Origin of the sequence: Streptomyces sp. NPDC058579, from assembly GCF_042718575.1 — a bacterium.
Lineage (GTDB): Bacteria > Actinomycetota > Actinomycetes > Streptomycetales > Streptomycetaceae > Streptomyces.
Genome location: NZ_JBHXPI010000006.1, coordinates 148,819 through 166,033 on the forward strand (window position 1 = coordinate 148,819; position 17,215 = coordinate 166,033).

A 17,215-nucleotide genomic window follows, 5' to 3' on the forward strand; every position below is an offset into this window, starting at 1 on the left:
CCCTTTTGTCCGTGCGGGATTCGTACGGTGAAGCCCGTGAACGACTCGCCTTCCGCGACCACGTACGCGGTGAACGTTGTCCTGCCCTGCCTCGACGAGGCCGGGGCACTGCCCTGGGTCCTGGAGAGGGTGCCGCCCGGCTGGCGCGCGATCGTCGTCGACAACGGGTCGACCGACGGTTCCCCGGCCCTCGCCCGCGCCCTCGGCGCGACCGTCGTCACGGAACCCCGCCGCGGTTTCGGAGCGGCCTGCCACGCGGGCCTGCTGGCCGCCGACGCGGACATCGTCTGCTTCTGCGACTGCGACGGCTCCCTCGACCCCGCGCTCCTCGTGCCGTTCGCCGCCGAGGTCGCGGCGGGGGAGGCCGACCTGGTCCTGGGTCGCCGACGGCCCCGGTCGCGCGACGCCTGGCCGCTCCACGCCCGGGCCGGTAACCTCGCCCTCGCCCGGATGCTGCACCGCCGCACCGGACTCCGCCTCCACGACCTCGGCCCGATGCGCGCCGCACGCCGCGAGGCGCTGCTCGCCCTCGACCTCACCGACCGACGCAGCGGCTACCCCCTCCAGATGGTCGTCCGAGCCGCCGACGCCGGGTGGCGGGTGAGCGAGCGGGACGTCCCGTACCTGTCCCGTACGGGAAAGTCCAAGGTCACCGGAACCTGGCGGGGCACCTGGCAGGCCGTTCAGGACATGCGCGAGGTGCTCCGTGAGGCACCACGGCCCGCGCGGGCGGTCGCGTCGGAGGCGCACCGGTGAGCACGCTCCTCGTCATCGCCAAGGAACCCGTACCGGGCCGGGTCAAGACCCGGCTCACCCCGCCCTTCACGCCCCACCAGGCAGCCCGCCTCGCCGAGGCCGCTCTCGCCGACACCCTGGCGACCGTGCGCGACACGCCCGCCGACCGCCGCGTCCTCGCCCTCGACGGGGCACCCGGCGACTGGCTCCCGCACGGCTTCGAGGTCGTCGCCCAGAGCCCGGGCGACCTGGACGAACGCCTCGCCGCCGCCTTCGCCCGCTGTACGGGTCCCACCCTGCTGATCGGCATGGACACCCCTCAGGTCACCCCCGAACTCCTGGGCTCCGGGCTCGACTTCGGCGCCTGCGACGCGTGGCTCGGACCGGCCGAGGACGGCGGCTTCTGGGCGCTGGGCCTCGCCGTCCCCGACCCCGCCCTGTTGCGTGGGGTGCCCATGTCCGTACCGGAGACCGGAGCGGTCCAGCGCGGCCGCCTCACCGCCGCAGGCCTGCGGGTACGAGACCTGCCGCGGCTCCGGGACGTCGACACGGCCGCCGACGCGCGCACGGTCGCCGCGCAGGCCCCGCGCAGCCGGTTCGCCGCCTGCCACGAGGAGTTGACCGCGACCGCCACCAACGTTCGGGACGGCGCCTGGACCGGGACCGCATGAGCGCGATGGAGTCGGAGACGACAGCCGCACGCCCGCCGGCCCCCCGCCGCGCCTGGCGCGCCGATCCCTGGGGCGACGCCCTCCGATCCGGCCGGGGGCCGCTGTTCCTCCGGCGGGCGGACGGCTGGCTCCTGCCCCTGGAGGTCGAACGGTGGTGCGCGGAGGCCGACCCGGCCGACGCCACCGTGCTCGCCCGCTGCGAGGGCGCCGTCCTCGACGTCGGCTGCGGACCGGGGCGCCTGGTGCACGCGCTGGCCGCCGCCGGCCGGCCCGTGCTCGGCATCGACGTGTGCCAGGCGGCCGTGGACCGCACGGTCTCCGGCGGCGGCACCGCCCTGTGCCGGTCCGTCTTCGACCCGCTGCCGGGCGAGGGCCGCTGGGGCACCGTCCTGTTGATGGACGGCAACATCGGCATCGGCGGCGACCCCGGCGGCCTCCTCGCCCGCGCCGCCGCCCTCGTGGCGCCCGGCGGACAGGCCCTCGTGGAGGCCGCGGGGCCCGAGGTCGACGAGCGGGTCGAGGTCCGGGTCGTCGACGGACGCGGCGCGCGCGGCGCCGACTTCCCCTGGGCGCGCGTCGGCGCCCGGGCCCTGCCCGCGTACGCCGACGCCTCCGGGTGGCGGGTCGAACGCCGCTGGCGGGCCGAGGGACGCAGCTTCCTTCAGCTCCGCCGTCGCTGAGACAGCCGTCGCTGAGACGGCCGGCGCCGAGCCAGTCGCCGTACGCCGAGCAGCGCGCCCGTTCCGACGGCCACCACCCCTATCAGGACCAGCCAGTTGCGGACGTAGTCCAGGGGAAGGACCGTCGGGTTGGGCGCGCTGCCCGGCCGTAGCATCAAGGGCAGCGCGACCAGTGTCAGCGCCCCCGCGACGATCAGACCACCGCGCACGGTGCCGCGCGCGGGCAGGGCGGCGAGCAGCGGCCCGGCACCGAGGACGAGCGGCGCGATCAGCCCGTCGTGCAGCACGATCGCCCCCGCCAGCCAGAGAACCACCTCACCGGCCGTCCCCGTGCGTAGCGTCAGGACCCCGCCGAGCCCCATCATCGCGACGCCCAGGGCGCCCAGCGCGTACCGGACTCCCATCACAGCACCTCCAGTCCGGCGACCCACTTGGTCTGCAGCACACCCGGCCGGTTCGGCGCGATGATCCGGGCCGGGAAGCCGTGGTCGAGCGAGAGCACCTGCCCGTTCAGCCGCAGCGCCAGCAGGGTCAGCGGATCCTCCGCGTACGACGCGCCCATCTCCATCACCCGGTACGCGCCCCGGAGTTCCAGGGACACCACCCGTACCCGGGAACGCGGCGGCGCACCCGCCCGCTCCAGCAGGTCCCGGATCCGTACGCCGGTCCATTCGGCCTCCACACTCCACCCCTCCACGCAGGCGATCGGCAGCCGCACCTCGGTCTGGGGCAGGGCCCGCAACTCGGCCAGGCTCAGCGCGTAGGGCCGGGGGCCGGCCACCGTCAGCCGCCAGTCGCGCGCCGTCGCCGCGCTCACCCCGGCCGCGACGGCCGTACGGTTCACCGGCAGCCCCTGCGTCCCGTGGTCCGGGTGACGAGGCGCCAGCAGGTCGAGGCGCTTCAGCGGGGTGAACGACTGGCCCACCGTCGTCAGCGTCACCGCCGCGACACCCGCCGCGACGCCCGTCAGGAGCGACCGCCGGTCGACCTCGTCCTCGGCGGGGAGCTTGAGGGTCCCCTCCGAACGGCGCCCCCAATGAGCCCGGATGTCCGGCCACTTGACGGCGACGTGCAGCAGCAGGGCGCCCGCGAGGAGCCAGGCCACGGCGAAGTGCACGGGAACGAAGGAGAAGGGCCACGGGTACCACTCGACGATGTTCAGCAAGCCGGTGAACAGCTCGAACACCCCCGCCGCGACCAGGACGGCCACCGAGAGTCGCTCCAGCGCGTGCCGCACGGACCGGACCGGCGGCCGGACGAACAGCCTCGGATACACGGCCCACAACTTCGCCATCAGCAGCGGGATCGCGGCGATCCCGCTCGCCACGTGCAGCCCCTGGCTGAAGCGGTACCCCCACGTCGGCCGGCTCGGCAGGACGTCGGCGAGCCAGTCCGGCGGCCGCTGCAGATAGTGGCTCGTGACGCCCGTGAAGAAGCAGACCGTGAGGGCGAGCCCGAGCCGGCGGCCGAGCAGGGTGGCCGTCCTCGCGTCATGGAGACGGGCGCGGAACGTGGGCAGTGGGGGAGGCGCGATGCGCGGTGTCATGCGTTCCATCTCACCGTCCACCGGGCGGCGAGAGGGGGGATCGACTCCTTACGAAAGACGGACGGCCGGGGCGGCGGCGCCCTCGCCGCTCCACCGGCTGCCACGCTGCCGGGTGTGATCGACTTCCGTACCGCCCTGGCCGGCGGGCTCCTGACCGCGCTCACCACGGTCCTGGTGGCCACCGTCCGGTACGACGGCTACTACTCCGACCCCGGCGGGCTCTCCTGGTGGTACGCCGCCTCCTGGGCGCTGTTCGCCGCCGCCGTCCTCGCGCTGCGGAAGGTGCCGCCCCGTCGGGCCGTCGTCCTCGTCCTGGTGGGCTCGGCGCTGGTCGCCGCCACCGGCCTGGCCGCCCCGGCGCGCACGAGCACGGACGCGTACCGCTACGCGTGGGACGGCCGGGTCCAGGCGGCGGGCATCGCGCCGTACGACCACGCCCCCGCCGACCCCGCACTCGCACCGCTCCGCGACGACTGGCTCTTCCCGGCGGGGGCCGCCTGCCAGGACCCGGCCGTGTCCCCGCTCCCGCCGCCACCGGCCCCTGACGGCGCAGGCTGTACACGCCTCAACCGCCCCACCGTGCACACGATTTACCCCCCGATCGCCGAGTCGTACTTCCTCGGCGTCCACCTCCTAGCCCCCGACGGCAGCCGCCTGAAGCCGCTCCAGACCGGCGGCGCGCTGCTCTCCGTCGCGGTCACCGCGGCCCTGCTGCTGATCCTGCGCCGCCGACGCGGCGACCCCCGTACCGCCGCCTACTGGGCCTGGTGCCCCGCCGTCCCCGTCGAAGCCGTGAACAACGCCCATGTCGACGCCCTCGGCGTCCTGTTGGCCGTCGCCGGACTCGGCCTCGTGGCGCGCGGCAGGCACGGGGCGGGAGGGACACTCCTGGGCGCCGCCGTCGCCGTGAAGCTGATGCCGGCGATCGTGCTGCCCGGAGCGCTGGCCGGCGTACGGCGAGCGAGGGACGCGGCGGCGGTCCTGGTACCGGCGGCGGCCGTGACCGCCCTGTCCTACGTCCCGTACGTGCTCCTCTCCGACGGCTCGGTCCTCGGCTACCTGGGCGGGTACGTCGAGGAGGAGGGCTACGACGACGCCGACTCCCGCAACCGCTACGCCCTGCTGCGACTCGTCCTGCCGCCCTCCTGGGCCCTGCCCGCCCTGGCGGTGGTCCTGCTCGTCGTCTGCGCCCACGTCGTCCGGCGCGGCGATCCCGAACGCCCGTGGAGCGGCGCGCTGTTGGTCACCGGGACGGCCTTCCTGCTGCTGACGCCGGGGTACTCCTGGTACGCCCTGCTCCTGGTGGCCCTCGTCGCCCTGGACGGGCGCTGGGAGTGGCTGCTCGTCGCCGTGGCGGGGGCGGCGAAGTACGTGACCGGCCTGGCGTTCTCCGACGCGAACGCGGTGGGCACGGTCGCGTACGCGATCGCCGCCGTTGCCGTCCTGGCGGGCGCCGTCATGCGGCGTAAGACTTTCGTCATCGGTCCGGATGTGGCGTACCCCGCCCCACCTGGGGTGGAATGCGGGGGAAGGAAGATCGAAGGCACCTAGGAAGGCAAGATCGTGGCACGTGGGGGCAGGAAGTCGCTGCTGTGGGGCGCGATGGTGGTCGCGGTGGCGCTGGGGGCCGTGGGGCTCTACTGGTTCCAGCCCTGGAAGCTGTGGCAGAACGAGACGATCGACGAGGCGCTCCCGACGGCGGTGCCCGGAGCCTCGTCCTCCGCCGGCAACGGGGACCCGGCAGCGGACCCGGCCGCCGGGCCGCAGACCGTCGCGCAGGGCTCCCTCATCAGCCACGAGCACGCCACCACCGGCACGGTGAAGCTCATCAAGCTCGCGGACGGCAGTCTCACGCTGCGCCTGGAGGACCTCGACACCAGCAACGGCCCCGACCTGCGCGTCTGGCTGACCGACGCGCCCGTCAAGGAGGGCATCGCCGGCTGGCGCGTCTTCGACGACGGCAAGTACCTCAGCCTGGGGAAGCTGAAGGGCAACAAGGGCGACCAGAACTACCCGCTGCCGGCCGGGACCGACCCGTCCGACTTCACGAGCGTCACCATCTGGTGCGACCGCTTCGACGTCTCCTTCGGGGCGGCGGGCCTGAAGGCCTGACGTAACTGTTGGTTCGGAGGGGCCCCGGGCGACGGCGCGGGGCCCCTTGCTGTCACCTCACGCGGCGCTCACAGCGACGAGCTTGCCGCCGCCGTCGCGATCCGGGTGAGGGTCGTGCGCATGCCGCTGCGGTTCACGGCGATGCGGCGCTCCGGGCTCGTCCCCGCGAAGACGGTGCCGAGGAGTTCGGCGAGGCGCGCGCCCCGGCCGGTGCGCAGGTCCTGCCAGCTCTCCGTCACGCGCGTGCCCGTGCCCTCGGCGGCGAAGCGGTACCCCCAGCGGGCGATCGGCAGCCCGAACACACCGACGTCGAACGTGAACTCCTCGCCCTCGCGCGCCGCCGTCACGCGCCCCGTCGTGAACCAGACGAACGGCCCGCGCCGGTTGAGGCCGACGAAGCGGCTCCCGGTCCGCACGGGAGGCCGCCGCACCCAGACCCGGCGGCACTCGGGGCTCCATCGGCCCATGTCGGGCAGGTTCGCCACCAGGCGGTAGACCGCCTCCGGCGCGGCGTCCACCACGACGGACTCCTCAAGACTCCACTGGCGCCCCATCGGCCCTCCCTGTCGTCGTTCCGAGTTCCCTACCGGCCGGTACGTTAGCGGACACCGTCGCGTCAGGATCGCGTCAGGATCCAAGGCGCACGCGGCAGGGAGGCGTCAAGCGGTCTGTGCGCTCCGACGTCGACGCGGTTCCGTATGTCTGGATGTGCGAAACGTCAAAGATCTTCCGGACCAAGGGAGTCGGTCACGCATGGGTGTGGAGAACATCGTCGGCCTGCTGGTGGCCGTCAGCCTGGTCGGTTACCTGGTGGCCGCCCTGATCAAGCCGGAGAAGTTCTGAAGCACGACACCCCGCTCGCGGCCAAGGCCTCCGGCCCGGCCGCCGTCGCCCCCCGCCACGGCCCCGCCGCCGTCGCTACGCCCCCTGGCCCGGATCCGGCCCCGCGTCCCGACCCGGAACCGCGCCAGGGGTCCAACCCCGACTCCGCTCCGGGTCGGGCCCCGAGCCAGAGCCCGGCCCCGGCCCCGACGGGCCCCCGCCCCGGAACCCTCAAGGTCTTCCTGGGCGCTGCCCCCGGTGTCGGCAAGACGTACCGGATGCTCGACGAAGGCCGGCGCCGGGCCGCGCGCGGCACCGATGTCGTCGTCGGCGCCGTGGAGTGCCACGGCCGCACGCACACCGAGGCGATGCTGGACGGCCTGGAGACCCTGAGAACCCCGGACCGCACCCGCCCCGACACGGGCTTCCGCCCGGGGCCCGCTGCCGACGCCGGATTCGGTCCCGGCTCCGCCCCCGTGGCCGACTCCGGCTTCCGCCCCGTGGCCGACTCCGGTCTCCGTCCCGGCTCCGACGCCGGATACGGACCCGCTGCCGCCGCCGGATTCGGTCCCGCTTCGGCCGCCGGGGTCCGTCCCGGCCACGCCCTGGACGCCGGACTCGACCTCGACGCCGTTCTCCGCCGCCGCCCCGAGGTCGTCCTCGTCGACGAGCTCGCCCACGCCAACCCGCCCGGCTCCCGCCACGCCCAGCGCTGGCAGGACGTCCAGGAGCTGCTGGCCGCGGGCATCGACGTCGTCGCCACCCTGAACATCCAGCACCTGGAGTCCCTCACCGACGTCGTCGTGAAGATCACCGGCGTGCCGCAGCACGACACGGTGCCCGACGACGTCGTCCGCCGCGCCGGGCAGATCGAGCTCGTGGACGTACCGCCGGAGTCGCTGCGCCGGCGCATGGCCCACGGCAACATCTACCCGCCCGAGAAGATCGACGCGGCCCTCGCCAACTACTTCCGCCCCGGCAACCTCACCGCGCTCCGCGAGCTCGCCCTCTTCTGGACCGCCGACCGGGTCGACGAAGCCCTCCGGAAGTACCGCTCCGAACAGGGCATAGACGGCGTGTGGGAGACCCGCGAGCGGATCGTCGTCGCGCTCACCGGTGGCCCGGAGGGGGAGACCCTGATCCGGCGCGCCGCCCGCATCGCCGCCCGCTCCGTCCGCGGCGGAGCCCTGCTCGCCGTGCACGTCGTCCGCAGCGACGGCCTCGCGGCGGGCGCCTCGCACGCCGCGCTCGCCCGGCAGCGGCGCCTCGTCGAGAGCGTCGGCGGCAGCTACCACTCGGTCGTCGGCGACGACGTGCCCACCGCCCTGGTGGAGTTCGCCAGCGCGGAGAACGCCACCCAGCTCGTCCTCGGCACCAGCCGGCGCCGCCGCCTCGAACGTTTCCTGACCGGCCGGGGCATCGGCGAGACGACCGTCGCGCTCTCCTCCGACATCGACGTCCACATGGTCACGCACGAGCGCGCAGGACACGGCCGCCTGCTGCCCTACCGGCGCCGTACGCTGCCCACCTCGCGCCGTGTCGCGGGACCGGTGGCCGGACTGCTCCTGCCCGTCCTGCTCACCTTCCTTCTGGACAGTGTGCGCGGCCACCTCGACCTGACCAGCGAGGCTCTCCTCTTCCTGCTGACCGTCGTCGGCGTGGCCTGCATCGGCGGGGTCGCCTCCGCGCTGATCGCCGCGCTGACCGCGTCCCTGCTGCTGAACTATTGGTTCGTGCCACCCATCGGCGCGTTCAGTCTCGGCGGCGACAACGTGCTCGCCCTCGCCGTCTTCGCCGTCGTCGCCGGTACGGTGGCCGCCGCCGCCGACCGGTCCCTGAGGCTGTCCAGACGCGCCGCCCGGGCCACGGCCGAGGCCGAGACCCTGTCCTCGCTCGCCGGCGACATCGTCCGCGGCGACCAGGCGATACCGGCCCTGCTCGCCCGCACCCGCGAGACCTTCGCGATGGACTCGGCCGAACTCGTCGAGCAGCCGGTGGACGACCCCGACGCCGTTCACGTGCCCGTGGGGCCCGACCTCTTCCTGCTGCTTCGGGGCCGTACCCTGCCGTCCTCCGAACGCCGGGTCCTGTCCGCCTTCGCCGCCCACGTGGCCGTCGCCGTCGAGCGCTCCCGCCTCGCCGAGGCCGCCGCCGAGATAGAGCCGGTCAAGGCCGCCGACCGGATGCGTACCGCCCTGCTCGCCGCCGTCAGCCACGACCTGCGCACCCCGCTCGCCGCCGGCTGGGCCGCCGTGGGCTCCCTGCGCAGCCCGGACGTGGAGTTCACCCCCGAGGAACAGGACGAACTCCTCGCCACCGCCGACGAGTCCATGGCCCGCCTCAGCCGCCTGGTCGACAACCTGCTCGACATGAGCCGGCTCCAGGCCGGCGCGCTCACGCTCCATCTGCGCGCCACCACCCTGGAGGAGGTGCTGCCCGCCGCCCTGGACTCCCTGCCCCCGGACGGCCCGACGCCCGTCATCCACACCTCGGAGGACCTCCCGCCCGTCCTGGCCGACCCGCCGCTGTTCGAACGCGTCCTCGCCAACCTGCTCGCCAACGCGGTACGCCACGCCCCGCCCGGCAAACCGGTGCTCGTCACCGCGAGCGCCCTCGGCGGACGGATCGAGGTACGCGTCGTCGACCGGGGCCCGGGCCTGCCGCCGGCCGACCGGGAACGGATCTTCGAGCCGTTCCAGCGGCTCGGCGACACCGACAACACCACCGGCGTCGGCCTCGGCCTCGCCCTCTCCCGAGGCCTCACCGAGGCCATGGACGGCACCCTCACCTCGGAGGACACACCCGGGGGAGGCCTGACCATGGTGGTGTCACTGCCCTGCGCGGACACTCCCTGACGAAACCCTGACGCCGAACTCCCGTACGAAAGGCAACCCGGGACGCCCCGATCGGCAATCTTGAATGACGTGACGTCAACCATCCACCTCCGTATGCCCGTCGGGCAGCGCTCGCAGCACATGGTGATCTGCGGCGACGACGGTCTCGCCCGCCGCCTCGCCGTCGAACTCGACGCGGTGTGCGGCGAAGCGATCACCGTCGTCCTGCCCTCACGGCGCGACGAACACGGCTCCGAGATCGCCGCTCTCCATCGCGACCCGCGCTCTCCGGTCGAACTCCTCGTCGCCGCCCGCCCCGACGAGCAGACCCTCAGGGCCGCCGGAATCGAACGCGCGGCGGCCCTCGCGCTCACCTACCGCGACGACCAGACCAACATGACGGCCGCGCTCATCGCGCGCGGCCTCAACCCCTCCATACGCCTGGTCATCCGCATGTACCACCGCGAACGCGGCCGGCACCTGGAGCGCCTCCTGGACCGGGCCGCCGAGGTCCGTACACCCGGCGACGACGCGACCGGCGACGCGAACGCCGACGCCACCGCCGACACCTCCACGACCGTCCTCTCGGACACCGACACGGCCGTCCCGGAGCTCGTCTCCGCGGCCGCCCTCGGCCACGGCCACACCCTGCAGATCGACGGCAAGGTCTTCCGGGGCGTCGTACGGCGCGCGGGCGCCCCCACTCAGTCGACCGACCTGGCGACGCTCGCCGTCCTCTCCGGGACGCACCAGGACGACCCGGCCGGGGAGGACAGCGCCGAGACTCCGGGGGAGGGCGGTACGCAACTGCTGCCCGACACCCACACCGCGTACCACCGCCAGTTCACCCACGGCCGCCTCATGCTGGAAGAGGTCACCCACCACCACGCCCCCGAGGCGCCCAAGACCTCCCGCGGCTACGGCGAACGGCTCCGGGGCCACCTCCGCCACCTGCCCTGGCGGGTCTTCCTCTCCCGCGAGGTCACCGCCGTCTTCGGCGTACTGGCCGCGATCGTGCTCCTGCTCTCCGTCGCGACCGCCCTCGTGGAGGACGGCCCGCTCTGGCGCGCCGTGTACCTGCCGCTCCTGGACATCTTCACCATGGGCGACCCGGCCATCGGCGAGGAGGAGTCCGCCGCCCGCCGCGTCCTCCAGCTCGTCGCCGGCTTCGTCGGGCTCGCCGTCCTGCCGCTCGTCGTCGCCGCCACGATGAACGCCAGCGAGGCCTTCCGAACGGCCTCCGCCAACCACCCGCCGGCCGATGACCTCGGCGACCACATCGTGCTGACCGGCCTGGGCAAGATCGGCACCCGGGTCCTCGCCCAGCTGCGCACCACCGACCACCAGGTCGTCGTGGTCGAACGCGACCCGCACGCCCGCGGCGTCGCGCTCGCCCGCGAGCTCGGCATTCCCCTCCTGCTGGAGGACGCCACCGCCCCCGGCGTCCTCGAACTGGCCCGCATACGGCAGAGCAAGTCCCTGCTCGTCCTCACCCGCGACGACAGCGAGAACCTCGACATCGTGATGGCCGCCCGGGAGATCAACCCCGGCATCCGGGTCGTCATGCGGCTCTACGACGACGACTTCGCCGCCACCGTCTCGGCCACCATGCGCGCCTCGTACCCCGACGCCCTCACCCGCAGCCGCAGCGTCTCCGCGCTCGCCGCCCCCGCCTTCGCGGCCGCGATGATGGGCCGCCACGTACTCGGCGTGATGCCCGTCGAACGCGGCTCGCTCCTCTTCACCGTCGTCGAGGTCGCCGGCCACCCCGAACTGGAGGGCCGCTCCGTCCACCAGGCGTTCCGGGAGAACGAATGGCGCGTCCTCGCCGTCGGGGAGGCGGGCGCCCGCCCCACCGGCCGCTCCACGGACACCCTCGCGGGCTTCACCCCGACCGTCCAGGGCCTCGACTGGCGCCCGCCGCACGGCCGGATCCTCCGGGCGGGCGACCGCGTCGTCCTCGCCACGACCCGCCGGGGCCTCGACGTCCTGATGACCGGCGTCCAGCCCCACCCGCCGAGCCGCAGAAGCTGATCCGGTGGGCGGCGGGGCGGTCAGCGCCCGAACTCCAGGCGCGGATCCGCGCGTGCTTCGAGGCAGGCGCCCTCGCCACCGGAGCCGAACTCGCCCTGGAGGCCGTCGGGAACGACTACGCCGACCTCCGCGAGGACCTCGCGATGGGCCGCAGCTACCTGGCCGCCGCCCGCGCCCTCGGCCGCACCGTCCCCGACGTCGACCCGAACCTTCGGGCCGGCTCGACGGACATGGGCAACGTCTCCCATGTCGTACCGACCATCCACCCGATGATCGGTTACGACTACGGCGACACGATCATGCACAACCCGGAGTTCACCCGCTACGGCACGACCCGACAGGCCGACCGCGCGGTCCTGGACGGCGGACTCGCCATGGCCTGGACGGCCATGGACCTCGCCGCCGACCTGGCACACCGCGAGGTCAGGACCCGCCGACCGGAACCTTCGCCGTGTTGCTGTTCGCGCCCCGAGGGGGTTCTGTCGAACTGCGGTCCGCCGCCCGCTGCCCTGCCCACCGGACGGCCAGGGGCGCGGCCAGACCCGTGAGCGCGAACAGTGCTCCCACGACGTACCAGCCGGGCTGCCCCCACGTGATGCAGAGCGCGATGAGCAGACTCGGCCCGACGGCCTCGGCGAGACCGGCACCGAGTCCGAAGACGCCGAGGTACTGGCCGGTGGCGTGCGGCGGCGCGAGGGCGAAGGACACCTCGAACCCGGCTGCGGAATGCCACAGTTCACCGATCGTGTGGACCACCACGGCGGTCAGGAGCAGGACGGCGACGGCCCATCCCGGTGCCCCGGCGCAGAGCGAGATCAGCGCGCAGGAGATGAGGAACGCCGCGCCCGAGCGCCGGTACGCGGCCCCGCCGGCCCTGGGGGAGTCGATGCTGCGGCTGGCCGGCACCTGGCACGCGATGACGATGACGGTGTTGACGAGCATGGTGGCGGAGATCAGCCAGCGCGGCCCGTCGACGACCTCGACCAGCCACAAGGGGATGGCCACAGTGAGGACCCTGAACTGGATCGCCATGATGCCGTCCAGCGCCGTGAGCACCAGATAGGGCCGGTCCCGCAGCGCACCCCACCGCGATCCCCCGGCGGCGGCGGCCGGCAGCGGCGCGACGGGCGGCAGCAGGACCAGGAGAGCGGCCGACGCGGCGAAGGCGACCGTGTTGCCGACGACGAGCAGCTCGTACGCCGTGTGGGTACCGACCTGGACGACCCAGCCCGCAGCCAGGGCGCCCAGGGAGATACCGATGTTGGTCACGGACCGCAGGTACGCGCGGAACTCCTGCGGCCGGTCCCCTCCGTGGCACCGGATGATCGGGCTCCGCGCGGCAAGTCCCGCCGCCTGTGCCGCCGTCGCGGTGCTGACCGCGAGGACGAACAGCCAGAACGTGTCGGCCAGCAGGAAGCCGGCCGTGGCAGCCGCCCGGACGGCGAGGGTGACCGCGTACACCCCGCGCGCACCGTGGGTGTCGGCGAGCCGTCCGACGGCGATCCCCGCGGCGAGCGAGACGGCCCCGGCGATGCCGAGCCCCAGCCCCACCTGGCCCGCCGAAAGGCCTTCCGCCTGGGTGAAGTACAGCACCCCGGCGGTCAAGTACAGCCCGCTTCCCACGGTGTTGACGAAGTTCGACGCGGCGATGACGCGCTGAGGGCGCGTGTCCGGGACGAGCAGGCGCATGAAAGGGCTCCGCCTCCGAGGCAGCGGCTGTAAGGACCCCAGAAGCTTCGTGCATGTTACCGAGAAGGGCAAGTGCCCCGCGCCTACTGCCCGGACGGGCGACCGCTGCCCAGTCGCAGGAGCGCGTAGCAGGCGGAGGTGACGACGATGCCGACGGGCAGCGCGAGGTCGATTCCGCCGAGGGCCGCGGCGATGGGCCCGGTGTACAGCGTGTTGACGCACAGCGCCGCCGACGCGACCCCAGCCCCGAGCGCGAGCGCGCCCGGCAGCCCGACCCCGGCGGAGTACCAGAAGGGGCTGGTCGGGCTCTCGTCCATCAGCGCGGGCCCGTCGTAGCGGTTGCGGCGGAGCGCCATGTCGGTGGCGTAGAGGGCGGTGGCCGGCCCGAGGAGTACGACGGTCAGCTGGAGGACGTTGCTGACGGTGTCGAGGAAGTTGGACACGAGCAGCGCGTACAGGGTCAGGCCCGAGGCGACGGCGCCGTCGACGATGACGCTGAGGGACCGGCGGATGCGGATGCCGACGGCCTGGAGGGCGAGACCGGCGCTGTACGCGGTCAGGGCGTTGATCGCGATCGTGCCGAGGACGAGGGCGAGCAGGAACACCGGGGTGAACCAGCCGGGCAGGATCTCCTCCAGCGCGCTCTGCGGATCGGTCATGTCGACGGCGGTGGCCGCAAGCGCTCCCAGCGAACAGACGAGGACGCTCGGCAGGAACCCGCCCAGCGCGGTCCAGCCCATGACCGCCCGGGACGACGTCGTACGCGGCAGATAGCGGGAGAAGTCGGCGCTGGTCGTGTACGACAGGGGGCCCGCGGCGATGAGCGTGACGCCGGCCAGGAGCGTCGCCCAGAGGTCCGTCCCGGCGAGCCGGCCCTCCGGCGCGTAGCCGAAGTCGGCGTGCAGGAGCACCGCGTAGGCGACCACGCCGAAGGCGGCGGCGAGGGCGAGGGTGATCGGCAGGTACAGCTTCACGATCAGGGCGTGCCCGTAGACGCTGATGGTGAGGGTGACGGCCGCGATGACCAGGACGACGGCGGTCTTGACGACGGTGTTCGTCGGCAGGCCGGTCTTGGCGACGAGGGCGAAGGCGGCGGACGCGGCGGCGGCCAGGTTGAGGGCGAAGTAGCAGACCGAGATGGTCCAGCCGGTGACCGCGTTGTTCACGCGGTTGCCCCGGACCCCGTACATGGCCCGGGTGATCACTTCGCTCGGCGCGCCCGCCGCCGGTCCCGACATCGCGAGCACGCCCGTGAGCAGCCAGAACAGGTTGCCCACGACGATCACGGCGAGGGCCTGCCAGAGGCTGAGGCCCATGAGGACGAGGGCGCCGCCGATGACCAGGCTCAGGTAGTTGACGTTGGCCGCGGCCCAGACGGAGAACAGCTCGCGGGGCCGCCCGTGCCGTTCCGCGTCGGGGATGTGGTCGATGCCGTGGACCTCGACCCGGCCCGCCCGCTCGGTGTCCGGCGGCGCGGCGTGCGCGCCGTGGGCGCCTGGGCGGGGGTCGGGGATGGTGGACGCCATGAGGCCCTCCGGATGCGTGTCGTGCCGACCTGCTTGCTTATTGGTCGCACACTCAATAGCATCGCTCGTATGCCGTCAAGCGTCCAGCGCAAACGAATCCGCAAGACTCCCGAGGCCCGCCGCGCGGAGATCGTCGAGGCCGCGGCCCGGGTTGCCCTGCGCGAGGGTCTCGAATGCGTCACCCTCCGGCGGATCGCCGAGGAACTCGACGTCCGCCCCGGCCTGATCAGCCACTACTTCCCCTCGGCCGAGGAACTCGTCGCCGAGGCCTTCGCGACCGCCGCCACGGGCGAACTGGACGCGCTGCTGCCCGCCGACCGCCCCGACGGCACGCCCACGGAGCACCTCGCGCGCTACTTCGCCCTGTCGACGGGCGAGGCGTACGACGACATCAGCCGCCTGTGGATCAACGCGCGCCACCTGAGCCGCTACCGCCCACTGCTGCGGGAGCGGGTGGCGGAGATGGAACGGGCCTCCGACGACCGTCTGGAGGGCCTGATCCGTGACGGCGTGGCGGCGGGGGAGTTCCGTACGGACGCCCCGCGGACGGCGGCCATCCAGATCCTGGTGGTCCTCGACGGCCTCGGCGCCCACGCGAACACCGACCGGAGCAACCGCCCGGAGGCGGTGACGCGCATGGCGCTGACGACGGCGGAACGCGAACTGGGCCTGGCTGACGGCGCTTTGACTGTGACACAAGCGCCTTGACTTCGACGCAAGCGGACTGGCTAGCACGAGCGGGCTGACTGACGTAAGCGGACTGACTGACGTAACCGGGCAGACGCAAGGGCTCCCTGGTCCCTTGCCGTACCTCATCCTTATCTTCCTGGAGTTGTTGTGGGTTGTTCCCTGATCATCGTGTCGGCGCGGCTGCTGGACCCGGGTACGGGCGCGGTCCTGCCGGAGACCGCCGTGGCGGTGTCCGCCGGCCGGATCGTCGCGCTGGGCGGTGACCGCGAGATCCGTGCGCTGGCCGACCGTTCCACCACGGTCGTGGACGTCAGGGGCGGGGTGGTGATCCCGGGCCTGGTCGACGGCCACCTCCACCCCGTGTCGGGTGCCGAGCTGACGCAGGGCCTGGACCTCTCGACCTGTACGGACCTGGAGTCCCTGCGCGAGGTGCTGGCGCGGGCGGTCGGGAACCTGGACCGGGGCGAATGGCTCTTCGGCTGGGGCCTGGACCCGAACGTGTTCGGTGACCGACCCGTCGAGGCGGCGGCGCTCGCCCCGGTCCTGGACGGCGTACCGGCCCTGCTCCAGCTCTTCGACGCGCATTCGTCACTGGTCAGCGCCCGTGCGCTGGAACTCGCCGGGATCGACGGCCCGCGGGTCTTCGAGCAGTCCGCCGAGATCGTGTGCGACGAGAGGGGCAGGCCGACGGGTCTGCTCCTGGAGGACGCGGCCTGCGAGTTGGTCGAACGCGTGGCGCCGCAGCCCTCGCGCGCGGAGCGCCGTGACCGGCTGGCCGCGGTGCTGCGGGACATGGCGGCCGCGGGCCTGACGGGCGGCCACGCCATGGACGCCAACGGCGACAGCCTCGCGCTGTACGCGGAGCTCGAAGCGGCCGGCGACCTGCCCCTGCGGCTGCGCGTGGCGCCGTGGTGCCAGCCCGGCACGGACGAGGCCGGGGTGGCCGCCCTCATCGAGCAGCAGGGCACGGGCGGGGACCTGTGGCGTGTGCGGGGCGTGAAACTGTTCATGGACGGCACGATCGACAACGGCACGGCCTGGCTGGAACACCCGGACCGGCTGGGCGAGTCCGTCCAGGCGTTCTGGCCCGAACCCGACGCCTACACGCGCGTGGTGGCCCAGTTGCACGCTGCGGGGGTGCCGACGGCGACGCACGCGATCGGGGACGCGGCGGTACGCCACGTCCTGGACGCGGTGGAGAAGGCTCAGGCGGAGGGCGGGAACACGGCACGGGCGGCGGGCGGGAACACGGCACGGGACGTGGGCGGGCACGCGGCACGGGAAGCCGTACGCCAGGGGGTACGACACGCGGTACGGCACCGCGTCGAGCACATCGAGAGCGTTCCGGACGACACGCTGCGCCGCTTCGCCGGACTGGGCGTGGTGGCCTCGATGCAGCCCACCCACTGCTGTGACTTCACCCGCGCCGACCACACCGACAACTGGTCCCGTCGTCTGGGCGAGGAACGCGCCTCGCGCGCGTGGCGCTGCCGGGACTTGCGCGAGTCGGGTGCCACGGTCGTCCTCGGCTCGGACTGGCCGATCGCCTCCTTCCCGCCCCTGGGCGTGATGGCGGGCGCCCGTCACCGCCGCCCGACCCGCGACCTGACCCAGCCCCCGCACGGCCCGGAGCAGGCCCTCGACGCACTGGACGCGCTCCAGGGCATGACGACGGGCCCGGCGTTCGCGGCGGGCCAGGAACACGAGGAGGGCCGCCTCGCCGTCGGCTACCGGGCCGATCTGACGGTCCTGGCCGACAACCCGCTCACGACCGAGGCCACGGCCCTGGCGGACCTGCCCGTCCTGCTGACGGTCCTCGAGGGCCGAATCACCCACCGCGCCGCAGCGATCTGATCAGGACGCCCGTCCACTCTGA

15 protein-coding genes and 1 pseudogene are annotated in these 17,215 nt (G+C 73.6%); 10 read left to right on the top strand and 6 right to left on the bottom strand.

Features of this window, described 5'->3' with window-relative positions; all coding sequences use genetic code 11:
• Positions 1–27 precede the first annotated feature (27 nt).
• Genes ACFWRO_RS11115 through ACFWRO_RS11125 form a run of 3 tightly spaced genes read left to right on the top strand, consistent with a single transcriptional unit; the run spans position 28 to position 2,086 of the window.
• Positions 28–756 carry a glycosyltransferase family 2 protein gene (locus ACFWRO_RS11115; protein ID WP_384507539.1) on the top strand — a complete coding sequence of 243 codons (729 nt, stop codon included), beginning with the start codon at positions 28–30 and terminating at the stop codon, positions 754–756.
• On the top strand, positions 753–1,406 hold the full coding sequence (locus tag ACFWRO_RS11120; RefSeq protein ID WP_384507542.1) for a DUF2064 domain-containing protein: 654 nt from the start codon (positions 753–755) through the stop codon (positions 1,404–1,406). The genes ACFWRO_RS11115 and ACFWRO_RS11120 overlap by 4 nt, the downstream gene beginning before the upstream one ends.
• Positions 1,403–2,086 (top strand): methyltransferase domain-containing protein, encoded by a 684-nt coding sequence (locus tag ACFWRO_RS11125; protein WP_384507545.1) that lies wholly within the window; start codon positions 1,403–1,405, stop codon positions 2,084–2,086. Before ACFWRO_RS11120 ends, ACFWRO_RS11125 begins: the two co-directional genes overlap by 4 nt.
• On the opposite strand, the gene ACFWRO_RS11130 is transcribed toward ACFWRO_RS11125, so the two are convergent.
• Together ACFWRO_RS11130 and ACFWRO_RS11135 are read right to left on the bottom strand one after the other, a co-directional pair.
• On the bottom strand, positions 2,068–2,490 hold the full coding sequence (locus tag ACFWRO_RS11130) for a hypothetical protein (RefSeq protein WP_384507548.1): 423 nt from the start codon (positions 2,488–2,490) through the stop codon (positions 2,068–2,070). The genes ACFWRO_RS11125 and ACFWRO_RS11130 overlap by 19 nt on opposite strands.
• Positions 2,490–3,632 (bottom strand): molybdopterin-dependent oxidoreductase, encoded by a 1,143-nt coding sequence (locus ACFWRO_RS11135; RefSeq protein WP_384507551.1) that lies wholly within the window; start codon positions 3,630–3,632, stop codon positions 2,490–2,492. Before ACFWRO_RS11135 ends, ACFWRO_RS11130 begins: the two co-directional genes overlap by 1 nt.
• A gap of 114 nt (positions 3,633–3,746) precedes the next feature.
• Between ACFWRO_RS11135 and ACFWRO_RS11140 the strand changes: the two genes are divergently transcribed.
• Positions 3,747–5,183, top strand: coding sequence for a glycosyltransferase 87 family protein (locus tag ACFWRO_RS11140; RefSeq protein WP_384507554.1), 1,437 nt, complete (start codon positions 3,747–3,749; stop codon positions 5,181–5,183).
• Between the two features lie 51 nt (positions 5,184–5,234).
• Positions 5,235–5,744 (top strand): DM13 domain-containing protein, encoded by a 510-nt coding sequence (locus ACFWRO_RS11145; protein ID WP_384507894.1) that lies wholly within the window; start codon positions 5,235–5,237, stop codon positions 5,742–5,744.
• A 68-nt stretch (positions 5,745–5,812) separates the two neighbouring features.
• Here ACFWRO_RS11145 and ACFWRO_RS11150 read toward each other — a convergent pair whose 3' ends face one another.
• Positions 5,813–6,298, bottom strand: a complete 486-nt coding sequence (locus ACFWRO_RS11150) for an SRPBCC family protein (protein WP_384507556.1) — start codon at positions 6,296–6,298, stop codon at positions 5,813–5,815.
• Positions 6,299–6,497: 199 nt separating this feature from the next.
• Between ACFWRO_RS11150 and kdpF the strand changes: the two genes are divergently transcribed.
• The 3 genes and pseudogenes from kdpF (at position 6,498) to ACFWRO_RS11165 (ending at position 11,434) form a co-directional block, all read left to right on the top strand.
• The gene (gene kdpF / locus ACFWRO_RS11155; RefSeq protein WP_362014401.1) at positions 6,498–6,587 is read left to right on the top strand and encodes a K(+)-transporting ATPase subunit F; all 90 of its coding nucleotides are present in this window, start codon (positions 6,498–6,500) and stop codon (positions 6,585–6,587) included.
• A gap of 197 nt (positions 6,588–6,784) precedes the next feature.
• Positions 6,785–9,421, top strand: a pseudogene (locus tag ACFWRO_RS11160) (ATP-binding protein); the annotation flags it as partial.
• A 69-nt stretch (positions 9,422–9,490) separates the two neighbouring features.
• Positions 9,491–11,434, top strand: a complete 1,944-nt coding sequence (locus tag ACFWRO_RS11165) for an NAD-binding protein (RefSeq protein WP_384507558.1) — start codon at positions 9,491–9,493, stop codon at positions 11,432–11,434.
• Positions 11,435–11,454: 20 nt separating this feature from the next.
• Here the strand turns inward: ACFWRO_RS11165 and ACFWRO_RS11170 are convergent, their stop codons facing one another.
• From ACFWRO_RS11170 to ACFWRO_RS11180, 3 genes are all read right to left on the bottom strand, one after another.
• Complete coding sequence (locus ACFWRO_RS11170; RefSeq protein ID WP_384507561.1) at positions 11,455–11,682, bottom strand: hypothetical protein; 228 nt, start codon at positions 11,680–11,682, stop codon at positions 11,455–11,457.
• A gap of 175 nt (positions 11,683–11,857) precedes the next feature.
• Positions 11,858–13,123, bottom strand: coding sequence for an MFS transporter (locus tag ACFWRO_RS11175; protein ID WP_384507564.1), 1,266 nt, complete (start codon positions 13,121–13,123; stop codon positions 11,858–11,860).
• Between the two features lie 83 nt (positions 13,124–13,206).
• A complete protein-coding gene (locus tag ACFWRO_RS11180) occupies positions 13,207–14,649 on the bottom strand; it encodes a purine-cytosine permease family protein (RefSeq protein ID WP_384507567.1) in 1,443 nt (480 codons plus the stop codon).
• 69 nt (positions 14,650–14,718) lie between these two features.
• Here ACFWRO_RS11180 and ACFWRO_RS11185 point away from each other — a divergent pair, with 69 nt between their 5' ends.
• Together ACFWRO_RS11185 and ACFWRO_RS11190 are read left to right on the top strand one after the other, a co-directional pair.
• The gene (locus ACFWRO_RS11185) at positions 14,719–15,357 is read left to right on the top strand and encodes a TetR/AcrR family transcriptional regulator (protein ID WP_384507570.1); all 639 of its coding nucleotides are present in this window, start codon (positions 14,719–14,721) and stop codon (positions 15,355–15,357) included.
• A gap of 129 nt (positions 15,358–15,486) precedes the next feature.
• The gene (locus ACFWRO_RS11190) at positions 15,487–17,193 is read left to right on the top strand and encodes an amidohydrolase (protein WP_384507573.1); all 1,707 of its coding nucleotides are present in this window, start codon (positions 15,487–15,489) and stop codon (positions 17,191–17,193) included.
• Positions 17,194–17,215: the final 22 nt, after the last annotated feature.